This is a genomic window from Vibrio sp. 14G-20, assembly GCF_026241515.1.
Classification (GTDB): Bacteria; Pseudomonadota; Gammaproteobacteria; order Enterobacterales; family Vibrionaceae; genus Vibrio.
Genome location: NZ_JAPHPW010000013.1, coordinates 103,765 through 118,105, shown reverse-complemented (window position 1 = coordinate 118,105; position 14,341 = coordinate 103,765). Strand labels below are relative to the sequence as shown.

7 protein-coding genes are annotated in these 14,341 nt (G+C 42.4%); 1 reads left to right on the top strand and 6 read right to left on the bottom strand.

Annotated elements, in window-relative coordinates:
• Positions 1-285: 285 nt before the first annotated feature.
• From OQJ75_RS13565 to OQJ75_RS13540, 6 genes are all read right to left on the bottom strand, one after another.
• On the bottom strand, positions 286-1,854 hold the full coding sequence (locus OQJ75_RS13565) for a polysaccharide lyase family 7 protein (protein WP_248371782.1): 1,569 nt from the start codon (positions 1,852-1,854) through the stop codon (positions 286-288).
• Positions 1,855-2,301: 447 nt separating this feature from the next.
• Positions 2,302-4,044 carry a polysaccharide lyase family 7 protein gene (locus tag OQJ75_RS13560; RefSeq protein WP_265973804.1) on the bottom strand — a complete coding sequence of 581 codons (1,743 nt, stop codon included), beginning with the start codon at positions 4,042-4,044 and terminating at the stop codon, positions 2,302-2,304.
• Positions 4,045-4,282: 238 nt separating this feature from the next.
• Positions 4,283-6,154 carry a methyl-accepting chemotaxis protein gene (locus OQJ75_RS13555; RefSeq protein WP_265973805.1) on the bottom strand — a complete coding sequence of 624 codons (1,872 nt, stop codon included), beginning with the start codon at positions 6,152-6,154 and terminating at the stop codon, positions 4,283-4,285.
• A 1,067-nt stretch (positions 6,155-7,221) separates the two neighbouring features.
• Entirely contained in the window at positions 7,222-8,103 is an 882-nt protein-coding gene (locus tag OQJ75_RS13550) for an NAD(P)-dependent oxidoreductase (RefSeq protein ID WP_004733521.1), read from the bottom strand.
• 604 nt (positions 8,104-8,707) lie between these two features.
• Complete coding sequence (locus OQJ75_RS13545) at positions 8,708-10,786, bottom strand: DUF4962 domain-containing protein (protein WP_265973806.1); 2,079 nt, start codon at positions 10,784-10,786, stop codon at positions 8,708-8,710.
• Positions 10,787-11,004: 218 nt separating this feature from the next.
• The gene (locus OQJ75_RS13540) at positions 11,005-12,783 is read right to left on the bottom strand and encodes a sodium:solute symporter family transporter (protein ID WP_265973807.1); all 1,779 of its coding nucleotides are present in this window, start codon (positions 12,781-12,783) and stop codon (positions 11,005-11,007) included.
• 1,084 nt (positions 12,784-13,867) lie between these two features.
• On the opposite strand from OQJ75_RS13540, the gene OQJ75_RS13535 reads away from it, so the two are divergent.
• Positions 13,868-14,338 (top strand): hypothetical protein, encoded by a 471-nt coding sequence (locus tag OQJ75_RS13535; RefSeq protein WP_265973808.1) that lies wholly within the window; start codon positions 13,868-13,870, stop codon positions 14,336-14,338.
• The last annotated feature ends 3 nt before the right edge of the window (positions 14,339-14,341 follow it).

The window sequence follows — 14,341 nt, the reverse complement described above, 5'->3', positions numbered from 1 at the left end:
AAGTTGACCTACCAATAGCTGAGATTAATCATGAGCGAGGTTAATGGTGATCGGCGCTTGAGGGTTAGTACAAACCACCTAGCAATAGTGACTGAAACGTATAATGATTAAAGCTAAATGAGCTTGATGATAATGTCCTAAACTCTGTGTAACTGTTCGCTAGCATCCCTACTTTTAATCAATAAAATCATAACTTTAAAACCAAACAATAGGCACAAAAAAGCCTCCAAACCAAAGGCTGGAGGCTATTGCGATATCTTTAATATTAAGTGTTATTCGGTTAGATTACTTTTTGTATTGATCATGCGATACGTCTAACTGGTAGAAAGTCGCTTGTGAGTAATCGTCTAGGTCGCCGCTGATGTTTTGGTTGTAAACACCGGCTTTGAAGTACATGTACTTACCACCTGCGTCGTAGCCGCTTTCGCTCATATCAACGACTTGTACAACGTCATCTTTGCCTTCACGCATTAAGCTAACAGTCATCGTGTTGCCTTTAACGTCAATGCGGTAGCTGAATACTTCGCCAAGCGCGATACCATCTTCACCCACTTCAGCCGTCATATCGCCCACTAGAGGGTAGAAATCCTCTTTTGTTGCGTCTTGGCTTTCATGTGCAAAGTAAACTGCGCCCGTTGCTTGGTTTGGCAATTTACGGTAGTACAAACGAATCGGCTCATCGTTTTGATCGTGAATCTGACCAATGATAAAACGACCTACTTCGTTCGCATTACCTGTCGTTGTTGCGTGATCGATTTTCAACGTCGCTTCTAGAACACCATCGATACCCGCTGCCGCTTCTAAATCTGATTCAGGTGCGCTTGAGAATACCCAGTTGTTCTTGTTAACACCTTTCGTGCTGATAGACTGGTCACCACGACGCATCATTTCACGAAGTTCTGTACGCGCATACTTAGTGTTTTTAGATGTACGTACACCTTTCACGTAAGCCTTGAATACTAGGCCACCATCGTCCGCTGTGTAGAAGATTTCAGGGTGTTGGTAACCGTTTGCAAGGTTCCACTCAGAAACATCATCAGGCTTGCCATTTTTATCATGATCGAAAGGCTGAGATAGGTACCAGTGAGTCATATCGAAGTTTTCGCTCGGTGCGTTACCTGCAACAGGTGTCTCAGGTAAACCCGTTGGTAAAGGTAGCGCAGTGCGTGTTTCGCATTTCACTGTTGTCTCACAAGGGTAAACCGCTGCGACACCGAAATTACCAGAACGTAAGTCTTTGCGTGCTGCTTTACGCGCTTTTTCCGCTGCTTTCATTTCAGCGATAATTACCGCTTCTGCTGCTACCACGTCTGAAGTGATAATATGGCTAGCAGGACATGCGTTAATGCTACAGTTAACTGCAGCTAACTCAGTCACACTGTTCCAACCGTTTTTGGTGTTGCCGTGGCCAACGTATCGTACGTAACGTGCTTGAACAGCTGGCTCAAACTGGAAACGCTCTAGACCAATAGCTTTACCTGAACTCATTTGGTTCTCAAGTACTGTTGTCCAGCTTTCACCATCAACACTAACTTGAATATCAAATTTAGATTGACGCTCGTTACCTTTGCTAAATGATGCTTGAACAGCGTCAAATTCTTGAACTGAACCATAGTCCAACATTGCCCACTCGCCGTCACCCGCTGAAGACCAACGTGTTGTAAGATCTTGGTCAAACAGACGATCTGGACCGTTACCATCGTGGCTGCTAGCCGTCATAGCAACTGGCGTTAGAAGCGCTTCGCCGGTTTCTTTATTGTTTGGAAAATCAGCAGTAGGCGTGCTCGTGCTCGCACAACCAACCGCAAGTAAGATAGAAGAAGCGAGTAGGGTTTTTATAGTAATTTGTTTCATATTTAATCCGTTATTATAATACAAAGACAGCATTTATAAGTGAAAATAGAACCTGCAAACATGAGCTATAAGGCAATTCCCCTCTCAGTATTTGCGATAACATGAAAATATTACATAATCTTATAATACAAATAAAACATTTCATTGAATAAATGAGACTGGGAACACTTTCCGATTTTTCCATACTTTAACTGGATCACACTTCCTATTGATAAAAACAATATATAAAAAAAATGAATGCGAAATAGGCTAGCAATACCAAAAACAACCCAGTTGAGATGAGGAGTTTCGAACCCTGTGAATCCGTGCTTTTCAACGAAAAAATCTAGTGATGACCTCCCTCCCCCCAGAACGTAAAAAGACCACATTGTTGGGAACCAATGTGGTCTTTTAAGTCACAGTTTTAGCTATTCACGTATTAGTGATTACATTCAAATACCGTGATACTCAATAGTGTGCCGCTCTAAGGGAACTAAAGCTCACATCAAACACCTCACCAGCATAGTCGCTATCAGGTTTAAATTGTGGATAGATGCCCGCTTTGAAATAGAAAGCAATATCTGTCGATGTCCAATCTGATGTTAACGACACTGTGTCCCCATCTTTGTCGGTGTAATCTTGTCCCCAAGGGATTGAATGAGAAACGGTGTTGGTTCCATCTAAGTCATGGGTTGCTAAGTACACACCGTCTTGGTTGGCACGTATTGTATATCGCCATTCTTCACTGGCCGAATAAGTACCTAATTCAACACTGAACGGTTCGCAATAACCGCAGTCTTGATTGTTACGTTCAAAGTCGGAGTTCAGAATCACTCTTACTGGCTTATCCTCGCCTTCCCAAAGTAACTTCACTAGGGCTTGATTGATTTTCCAACCGTGTATTTGCCCAAGCACCACTTTCGGGTCTTGGGTATTAATGTTCGGATAGTCCTCGATTCGCAGGGTTGCGGTTAACTCGTGACTGGTTGTGTTGGCTCTGGTGTCGTCCAAATACCAACTTGTATCTTCATCGCTGGTGCTGCAATCTGGTTGAGTACTGCTTTGGTACAACTCTCTAAGCTCAGAACGAATATAGCTAGAGTTTTGCGTAGAGGTGCCGTATCCCATATCCGCTCTAAAGTGCATTCTTCCTTCATCTGCATTGAAGTAAGAAAGGTTAATATCGCTGTGGTACACGTCGCTGTCATTTGAAAGAAGATCTTTGCTCGATTCACAACGTTCCGGTTCTAGCTCAGCAGCACTATCACCACCGCTTCCATACCATATATCTTTACTTGCCGGAATAGTCAGCTTCCAATCATCAATATCCCAATCTTTTGACCCATTGATTTGAGTCGTGGTGTATCTCAGCGCCTGATAGTAGGCCGTCGCTTCACCATTTTCGAATTGATTGTAGATACCGGCTTTAAAGTAGCTCAATAGGTACTGCCAATACGTGATATCTTGATTCACTTTTACTTCGTCATTCACTTTGATCGACAGTGTGTTCTCATAAACAGAAAGATCAAACTTGGTAAAGCTATCCAGTTCCGCCTCACCTAAATCGTAACGATTGTATGAAGTGGCATAACAATCCGAAGAGTCAGCAGCACTGCTACAGTCAATCGCATTGTTTTTCATGACTGCCCAATAATGTCCTGTGAGGCCGTCCCTTTCTTGCTCCCACACCACACGCAATAACGGATGAGGGATGTAACCTGTGCCACTCTCATCAGTGCCCTTATTGTGTATCTGTAACAACGTCACTTCATCATGATCGGCAGGTGAACTCGCCATTGCATGTTCGATATCAGGTAAGCTTATTTCCGCATACAAACTTCGCTTTACACCAGTTTCATTGATATCGAAGTTTTCTCCCTCACGAACCTCTGAACGCATCTTATAGTTCGCCATTTTGAAGATTAGGTTTTCCGTCTCTTCATCCGCGTAAAAGTAATCACTGAGGTAACCATCGAAATCCCCATCTTTAACTTCAGAGGTTTTGTTACCCTCTGTGCCGTTAGGATCCGATACCTGAAGGTCAGAACTAGAGAGGATGCTTTGATACTTAGCAATATAATAAGGCGCAACAGTGCCATTAGACGTTCCTGGATTATTGGTATCGGAAGGATCGCTACTGTCACTTGAGCTACTTCCACCGCAGCCGTATGTGAGCGAAGCGAGCGCAACGATGAGGATTGGCTTATTCACATTTATCTCACTTATCCATAAGAGTAGAGTGACAATGTATATTTGTACTATTTTATGTCAATTATCTATTTATCAGAATGTGAGATGCGACAGATGAAGTTATATGAGCAGTTTTTACGTAGGGTTTAGAGACAAAAACAACGCAGAAAAGCCACTCTAAACTCGAAAGTTATTGAGTGGCTCTTTGACTGAAAATAAAAGTTAAGACATTGATTTTTAAATATTATTCATAAAAAACTTAAACTTTAAAACTGCTCATCAGTTCACTGACGCTGCCATTCAGTGTTTTGATTTCAGCGGATTCTGTCAGTTGATCTTGGCTTAGCTTATTGAGCTCTTCAACGAAGCTTTCAATCTTATGCATGTTCTTAGCGATACTTTGAATCAGTGCATTCTGCTCGACCGAAGAACCAGAGATATCGTTATTGAAACGACTCACGGTTTCCATCTGCTCCGTTAGCTTCGCTAGCATGTTTACCGCTTGAACTACTTGAGCACGAGTCATCTCGCAATTGCTCTTCGTTAACTCAATCGATTTCACCAATCCATCCGATTTAGATTGCAACCCAGATAGCGCCTCTTCTATTTCAGAGGTACTGATTTGAGTTCGGTTTGCTAGCGCACGGACTTCGTCAGCCACCACGGCAAAACCTCGACCATGCTCGCCCGCTCTCGCCGCCTCTATGGATGCATTCAACGCAAGCAAGTTGGTTTGTTCAGCAATACCGCCAATCACAGACACTATCGACTGAATGCTCTGTGTTTCGTTGGCCATAGAGCGAATATCATCAGAGGTGGTGCAGACTTGTTTCTCAAGGTCACTGATATAGGTTTCGGTCACTGTGTTAATTTGTTTCGTCTCATCACTGAAAACAGCTGCTTCTCTTGCTGCTTCTGCCGCGGACTGAGAACTCTTCTCTACTTCGTTTGACGCTTCTGACAGCCCATTAATCGCAGAGACAACTTGAACGGTTTCGTCTGTGTGAACTTTCAATACATCGCTGGTTTCTTTACAACCTTCTCGAATACTTAAGACTTTGGTATCCAAATCTGAGTTCTTGAATTTCACGTCTTTAACCATTTCTTGCAAGCCAATGATGAACAAGTTGATGTCTTTGGCGATGTGTCCTAGGTCGTCATTACCTTTCTCGGCAAGCCTTTGAGTCAGGTCTCCATTACCTTGAGAAAGGTCGTGAACAATTTTACGCAGTGACACGATTGGGCGGTAGAAACGATTCAGGAGTAGAATCATCAATATGACCGAGCCCAAGACACAGGCAATAATCAACATTCGAGCATCTGACATCACACCATTCAACTGATTGAGCGCGAGTTCAGGGTCAATACTTGAAATCATGTACCACTCTTTCTGGCTGCCAATATCGACCTTCTTAGCCATCAAGATTCGCTGATTACCATCAATCACACCTTCAATAAATTGATCTGGTCGTTCGATGGCCTTGTTGAGTTTCATTAACGCGTCAGCAGAAGATATATTGCTCTGTGGAAGCACGTTTTCTATTGTGGATGCGACAACCATTCCTCTCTCATCAACAATGATACCTTTGGCTTCATAGATGCTATCTAGTTGTTGGAGTTGAGTTTCCAAATCATCAAATCGAATGTCCGCCATGATTACGCGATCTTGATAAGAATACGTCACCCCAATCATTGGTACTTGAGTACTCTTAGTGAAAAACAGATCACTAAAAGATAAACCTGACTTCAATTTCGCTTGTTGATACCAAGGGCGAGTCGTTGGGTTGTATTTTTCTTTGATTCCAACACCGTTAGGGAAAGACTCGGAAGGACGAGAAGTGTAAGAACGGCCGTCGTCAAAACCCACTACAATTTTATCAATGCCACCAAGCTTGGCGGCGTAATGCATAAGCGCTTCATTAGGTACCTGGTATGGTGACTTCATGAACTCTTGAGCGACTGAATTTACGGTATCGATAGTGCGCTGAACGGTACTTTCTATTTGATTAATTTCTATCGTCAGCGAGTGGTCAATCTCGTTATAAATCGTTTGGTTTACCTGGTCTGTTGCCAAGTCAAGCGTAAACCAGTTCGTAAATGCCAACGCACTAGAACTGACGATCGCCACCATTAAAATCAATTTTCCTTTAAACCCTAGAGACAATTTTGAATTCGTAAAACTCATCATCCATATCAACCTATGTCTATTATTTTTATCCGAGTGAAATGGTCATTTTTTACATTTTCGAAGATACGGGAAGCGAAACTTATTCATGCCGTTCCATCGTCATAACCATTAATTTAATTAGTATTGTATGTTTAATTGACAGCCCTTTCTGTGAGCGATCTTGATATATTAAAACTGGCTAAAAACACCTTGTGACATAGGTATCATTTATGGATTTTGACTTTTAACTCGATTAGAACAGAATTAGCAACTTACTAAAATTGATCGAATTTTTGATATTCACCTTACAACTTCGCCGATAATGCTTCTACTTGAATTATTTATACCAATTTCAATTCGCTGACTAGGAAAGTGGGCCTTAAGTCACATTTTCACTAACAACCCATTCACTAAAGGCATTCAACCTTAAAATTTATTTGTAATACAATAAGCCTTAAGTTAAGGTGTATTTGAATCATAACTTAAGTTCTTTCTGAATGCTTTTGTGCAATTCAAAGTGGAAATTGAAGCGTCTCGCTTTAAGGTCATTGAACACGGTTAACGTAGAAACTGTCGGGGGATCTCGTTAAACGGTACTTCACTTAGATTGTTCATTCGTTTTTTCAGACGGCTCGTCCGAACATGCCCATACAGTCACCAGCTGTGTGGGCTTTTTTTTGTTTTATTTTTGGACCCGGTATTCGAGTAGTGTTCAGCCATCACCCACAATCGCGTAAGCGCGCTAGTTTCAAGCTTGCGAGGAAAAATGAGTGAGCGAGTTGGTGCTAGGAGGTTTTGAATTTACAGATAGATATAAATATAGAAATAGAAACAAAAATCGGAATTGAGGTAGTAAAAGAGTTAAACAGAGTTTTGATTAGAGGTAGCTGAAGAAATTGAAGTAGAAGTAGAAGTAGAAGTAGAAGTAGAAGATTTTAACGAGGGAATGAATATGGCAGATAAAAACGAACCTCGCTGAGGTATCGCCGCCTAAAAAAGACAGGCAATACCCAAGCGAGGTCGTACGTCGATTACTTCTCTAGTTTAGCGAAGTAGTCGAAGATTACTGGTACATCGTTGTTACCCATGCCTGCGTCAACAGCAGCTTGTAGGCTTGTTGCAGTACCTTGAGCGATTAGAGACTCAGTACCTAGCTCTTCACAAAGAGCAAGGAAATAACCAAGGTCTTTGTTAGCGTTAGCAACAGAGAAACCTAGCTTCTCTTCGCCGTCTACTGCGTAGAACTTACAGAATTGCATGAACGGAGAGTTAGATGGACCTGCAGACATGATGTCAAACAGTTGTTGGCCATCAACACCAGCGCGTTGAGCAACAGCGAAAGCTTGAGACATAGTCGCAACAGTCGTCATACCCATGAAGTTGTTTACAAGCTTAGTTACGTGACCAGAACCTAGAGCACCTAGGTGGAATACGTTTTCGCCTTGCTCTTCAAGAACAGGTTTAACTTTGTTGAAAGTTTCCATGTCGCCAGCAGCCATGATGTTCAGAAGACCATCTTTAGCGTGTGCAGGAGTACGACCTAGAGGTGCGTCGATCATGCCCGCGCCTTTTTCAGCAAGAGCTGCGCCGATTTTCTTAGTAGAAGCAGGGATAGAAGTACCGAAGTCTACTAGTACTGCGCCTTCTTTGATGCCCGCTAGAACGCCGTCTTCGCCATAAACGATTTTTTCAACAACAGCTGAAGTTGTAAGACAAAACTGAACGATGTCACTTGCAGCAGCTAGTTCTTTAGCAGAAGTGAATGCAGTCGCATTGCCGCGATCTGTAACGCGAGCAACAGCTTCAGCGCTTAGATCCATTACGTTTACGTGGTAGCCGCGCTTTTGCAGGTTTTCAACCATGTTGCCGCCCATAAGACCTAGGCCAATGAAACCGATTACAGGTTTAGTCATGTTCAAACTCCAAATATAGTATTGTATGATTATATGCTCATTATAATAACTACGTCTTTCTCGTTACGCAATAGTTTTAGGGCATTGATTCGATGGTTAGACGCAAGTTGTGACGGGGATTCACTTTACGAGAAAATATGGGTCACGCTTTGTACTTACAGGCACTATATGCCACTTAAAAAACTGTCTATTGATGAAATAACGTACGTTAAATATCATACGATTAATAAGAATAAGCTACGCCTTTACCTATGTATAGTTTAGTACTCCCTTACTTAACCAGTGACTAGACTGCCCTCGGAAAAGTAAGTCATAACCGTTTCTAACAAACAGGCGTGTCACCCTATTTATAATAGATGGATATGTACGAGTCCCCTCTACAGCTCTTGGATATTTCATTCAGTATAGTGACTACGTACATGTCCGGTCTTTTTCAGTATCAGCTTTCAGTTTTATCCCTAGAACCATTGAGTCGGCATCGAGTAGCTATTTATCTTAGGGCAATTTAAGTTTTTTCAATCTAATGGGTTCTAGCTAGCCAAACAAAAAAACTCCGAGCTTTCACTCGGAGTTTCTAATATTTAGCTTATGTTACTTCAGCGAATTACAGTTCGATTGAAACCGTTTCACCGTCAACATTTAGCAACAGCGTGTTGCCTTCAAGCTTATGAGACACTTCAACTTGCTCGCCTTCATTCTTATTAGGAACGAGAAGCGTCAGGATGTTGTGCTCTTTCAATGGCTTGAATTCCACTTCAACGTGACGGTGGATTTCAAGATCTTTGAACTCGTATGGGTCAACTTCACCGAAACCTTCAACGTTCTTAACTGACGTGATGTTATCAGCAGACTCGTTGATGAAGTTTACGTCTAGGTGCGCAACCTCGCCACGGATAGTGAAAGACTTGTCTGCCACTTCGTTTGCGAAAGTTGTATGCATTAGCCAAGTCATGTCTTTCTCTTCAGAAAGCGTTGCCTTGTCTTGCATTACGAATACTTTACCTTGAACAAACCAGACCTTACGCTTGTAAGATTCGATTTCAGGAACGAAGTACTTGTAAGATGCCGTTGCATCACCTTCAACCATCTTCACATCAGATTCAGTGTCGAAGTCAGAGATAGTGCCACCCGCTTCGATACAGAAGCGATCTTGGTGGTTTTCGTAGCCTGTGTTCTTGTTCTCGCCGTACTGACCTTTACCGCCAAATAGTGGAAGGTTTTTAGAGAACGTTTGACGACGCCATTTAGTGTGCATGTCTACACCGAAACCACCGTAGTAACCTGTTACTGACGCTAGCGTTTCACCAAATGCGTGAAGCGTAAATGCGTTTTGGTCACCGTGAGAGTGGCTGATTGAGCCAAACGGAGAACACTTGAATACCATGTGAATATGGTTATCACGCTCAGTCATCTTGTTGTGGAATGCAGCCCAACCCGTGATTGGGAATACTTTCAACAGTGGATCATTCGATGGTGCTTTCTCTTCAGGTGCATCCCAAAGGAAGTTGAAACGAAGATCGTCGTAACCGAAGTCCCACCAACCGAAGTTGTAGAATTTGGTGTGTGCTTCAGTATCACGGCCTTTCAGTTGGTTGTAGTACCAAACGTACTCAGGCTTCTGGTTAACACCCGCGTAGTGCTTGATGTTGTAAGCCAGTTTTAGACCAGGAAAATCACCGATTGAAGACTGATCACAGAAGCTTGCGCGCTTAGAGTGAACAGGCATACAGTAAAGCGGGAAGTCACCGGTGTTTTCGTAGAATGTCTTGTTGAACATGTCTACGCCACAGTATGCTTTCAATAGATCGAATGCTTCGCCTAGGAATGCAGTTTGTGTGTTCCAGTAGTCTGGACCTTCAGCCCAACCGCCGTCTACACCGCCCCATGGTGGGTAGTGTACTGCGTAGTATTCTAGCGCGTATGCGATGTACTCACCTGCTTTCGGGTGATCGTGGTAAAGCGCGATACACGTTGGAATAATAGCAGAAGAGATCGAACGAACACCGTGGCTGTTTAGCGGGTTGTTCAATAGATCAACCGTCACTTTTAGGTGGTGCATGATTTCGTCTAGACGCTCAATCAAAGCATCTTGAACTTGCTGACGCTCTTCATCGGTGAAATAGCCGTGTAACCAGTCGTAACCCCAAGCCATCGCTGCAATGACACGGAAAGCCGCTTCATCGTTATAGCCACGAGAAGTCACGCCTTCTGGATCGTAGGTAGACAGCTTTAGAGTCCAAGCTTTTGCTTTAGCAATTAGCGCTTCGTCTTCTTTCACAACACCAGCAATTGCTAGGTTACGTGTCGCGTTCAGTGCCATTTGGCAATCAACGTACATTTGACGCCAGTAAGGACGCCACAAAGAAGCTTTACCTACCGTCTCAGCTGGGTACGCTTGAGGCTCCTCAAAAGGAGCAGTCTCAAGGAACTTAACGGTAGAGTTGTTGTAGAAATCATCAAACATGCAGTGAGCTTCATCAGCTTTCACTTTCGCTTTGAATTCTTCTAACTGATCAGCTTGAACAAGAAGACGTGGACGCGCTTCGCTCAAGTTGTCTAGGAATGATAGATCGAAGTCACGTTTCTGTACTTCGATAGGGAGTAGGTCTACAAGATTACCTGCTGAAGTATCATTCTCCAGCTTCATCTTCCTGATTGCATCAAGAGATTTTTGGTCGCTCATTCTAACTCACTTATTTTTCAAGTTGATTGAAAGGAATTAGCAATAATATACGTCTTATTGTAGGACAATTGAATACATTTCGACTCGATTGAACCACTTTGTACAGTTTTCGTGATTTAGGTCAGATATCTTTCACCTGACGGTTTTTCCGTTTCGCAGAACAAAAAATGCGACGCCCTTTCGAGTCGTCGCATTCTATTATAAACGTTTTCTATGTATTAGCTTTCGGTTACCGTTTTCGCTTGCTTGCCGCCGTCATCGACCGCTTTAACAAGTAGCACACCAACACCACCAACAATCACACCACATAAGATGAAGACTAGACGTCCCCACATTGGGTTAGTTAGTAGAGCCATTAGCATAATACCCACACCTGCTACTGCAATCAGTTTACCAAGCATTTCACGCTGCTTGTTATCCAGTACTTTCTGTTCTGCAGACTCAGCGACTAACGGAGTAGATAGGTTACCGAAGAACTTATCAACGTCTGCTTGACGCTTCTCAGACAGTGGTTTGTAGAACAATGTCGATAGGATGAAGAAGCCACCTGTTAGTGTAATGTGACCAATTAGACCAATCGCAACTTTAACATCAGACCATTCACGGCTCGTTAACTCTTCAAGACCGAATACAGATGACACCATTTCAGCGTTTACAACGAAACCTACGTAGTAAGATACAAAGCCACCCACTACTAGCGTACCCCAACCTGCCCAGTCTGGAGTCTTCTTGATGAAGAAGCCTAAGAATGCAGGGATAGTCATTGGGAAGCCGATTAGAGCACCAACGTACATCATTGTATCGAATAGGCTCAAACCTTTAAGCGAGTTAATGAACTGAGCGATAAGGATGATAGCGATACCGAAGACTGCAGAAGTAATCTTAGAAACCGTTACTAGCTCTTTCTCACTTGCGTTGCCTTTACGAACAATAGTTTCGTAGAAGTTCTTAACAAAGATACCTGAGTTACGGTTTAGACCTGAGTCCATAGAAGACATTGTCGCTGCAAACATCGCCGCAACTAGAAGGCCTACCATACCTGCTGGCATGTACTCTTGTACGAAGTATAGGTATGCAAAGTCACCTGCTTTCTTACCAGCTTCTGGGTAAGCAGCTGCTAGGTCGACACCTTGACCAGCGATGTACCAAGAAGGCATGAACCAAATGAATACACCACAAAGCATTAGCACACATGCAAGCAGTGCTGCTTTCTTAGCATTCTTTGAGTCTTTAGCCGCTAGGTAACGGTAAGAGTTAAGCATGTTGTTCGTGATTGAGAATTGCTTCACGAAGATGAAGAATGCCCAGATGCTGAAGATGCTTAGGTAGTTAATGTTGTTACCAGAAAGGAATGAACCGCCTTCTGCTACAGGGAAGTTATTAACGATTTCGCCAACGCCACCACCTTGTACAACCGCTACAACAGCACATGTAACCGTAACTGCCATGATGATAACCATCTGCATAAAATCAGATGCGATAACTGCCCATGAACCGCCCGTTACTGACATAGCTAATACTACTAGACCAGTAATCCAGATAGTCGCTGTCATGTCGAAGCCGAAGATACCAGAAGCGATGATTGCTAATGCGTTTAACCATACACCTGCAGAAACCACACTATTTGGCATTGAAGACCAAGTGAACACTTGTTCGTTAGTCGCACCAAAACGCATACGGATTGCTTCAATTACCGTCACTACACGTAGTTGACGGAACTTAGGTGCGAAGTATGCGAAGTTCATGAAGTAACCAAAAGCATTAGCGATAAAGATAACCGCTACGGCAAAACCATCGTTATACGCTTTACCTGCCGCACCGGTGAATGTCCATGCACTAAACTGGGTCATAAAGGCGGTTGCACCAACCATCCACCACAGCATATTACCGCCCCCGCGGAAGTAATCACTGGTGGTACTAGTAAATGTCCTAAACATCCAACCTATCGCAATCAAGAATAGGAAATAAATGCCGACAATAATCGTGTTGAGTTCCATCGTGTATCCTTTGTCCGTTGTAATTTGTTACGAGGACTATAGGAAATCTCAAACCTTATTTGTAGTACAATAATCCAAATAAGTGATGGCGATCTTATTTTGATTGATTAAGTTAATTATATATATGACATAGGATGGAATATGGCTAATCCATTAAGGAAATTACTGGGGTTTGAGGTAAAAACATGAGAAACCAAACCACAAGAACACCTACCCTATAAAAATCAATTACTTATGAGAAAGTGAGACTTTGCACACTTATTAACAAGTACAACCAAACACATATAAATATAAAATTCTCAAAAATAATAAAAGCCAAATCAGAACTGAATTCCCCTCATTTATCACACAATAAACCAGTATTTTCTATCAATTGAGAGTAGCTAATTTCATTAGAATTCTACGTAAATTAATCAATATAGAAGCGTCATATCTTGTTGAGATGATGGTGGATTCAAAATACAAAAAATGAAAAATCATAAATGATGCATAATTATTTTTTAGGGGGTTCGAGTGTCTAAGACACGTATCTCGGGCGCAATATTCTTTTAATTGCGATGCTAAAGCACTACCGCTAGACGTATACAAGGAAGAATTGACTTAAGAAAGAGTTAATCGGGAATGAACCAAAACAGTGCTACACATGGTGCAACACGCTTCCCAAAACAAAAAAATCACGTACTTGGCATACCTTTTTGACTGGTTTTGATGAACCTATAAACAGTTCATCGGGACGTTTACTTGGTTCACATGAAAGTTCAAAACCTCGTTTAGCTTACAGTTGCTAGACGGTAGTTAGCGTCTTGTAGGAGAGCCGCGGACATGTGCGCATTTATCCCGTATTTTTTAGGGCGCTCCATTATCAAGCTAAAATAAAACTGGAACCGGATCTGTATCTATTCATACCCAGTTCATAAAAAGACCAGAATCACACTATTTCCGACATAATATGGTTAAAACAAGATCGAAGTCTTGTTAGAAGACTTTCACTTGTGACCGCTCCCCGCTTCCAAGTCATCGTTAATTGAAGAATTATTGTCATACAATATTCTATATTCATCTACTAAACGTAAGGACATGCGGCATGCGCTCAATGAAAGATATCACTCAAGACGCGATCGACATCGTAAAACCCGCTATCGACAAGCTGTTTGAAAGAACAAATCGAAAAGAACTGCATATTGTCGTCATGAATCCACACCTTAAGCCTTGGGAATCCTCTTTTGAAGACGCCATTCTATATGAAGAATCGTTAGGAGATCCTGATAACTGGACAATCAAATTTGATCACCTTGCCCGTAAGAAAGCACAACAAGCGTGGCGAGAATCGACAAGCAATCTAACACTGCATTCCCAACACCCATCTTCACTACGTGACGAAGACTTACTGTTTTATGGTTCGTTTGTCTACGGAAACGTGGTTGTTGCCTGCAGTGGCGTACAACAATGGTATGACATGCTGATCAGTGGCTGGATAGCAGTAGCTATTGAACAGCTAACAATGCACGAGTACCAAACAGAAAAAGCAGAAAACCCTACAAAAACATATCGCTAATAA

Coding starts and splice junctions, on each gene's coding strand:
- OQJ75_RS13550 (WP_004733521.1), bottom strand. CDS start 8,103: ATGACTAAACCTGTAATCGGTTTCATTGGCCTAGGTCTTATGGGCGGC.
- OQJ75_RS13545 (WP_265973806.1), bottom strand. CDS start 10,786: ATGAGCGACCAAAAATCTCTTGATGCAATCAGGAAGATGAAGCTGGAG.
- OQJ75_RS13555 (WP_265973805.1), bottom strand. CDS start 6,154: ATGGTGGCGATCGTCAGTTCTAGTGCGTTGGCATTTACGAACTGGTTT.
- OQJ75_RS13540 (WP_265973807.1), bottom strand. CDS start 12,783: ATGGAACTCAACACGATTATTGTCGGCATTTATTTCCTATTCTTGATT.
- OQJ75_RS13565 (WP_248371782.1), bottom strand. CDS start 1,854: ATGAAACAAATTACTATAAAAACCCTACTCGCTTCTTCTATCTTACTT.
- OQJ75_RS13535 (WP_265973808.1), top strand. CDS start 13,868: ATGCGCTCAATGAAAGATATCACTCAAGACGCGATCGACATCGTAAAA.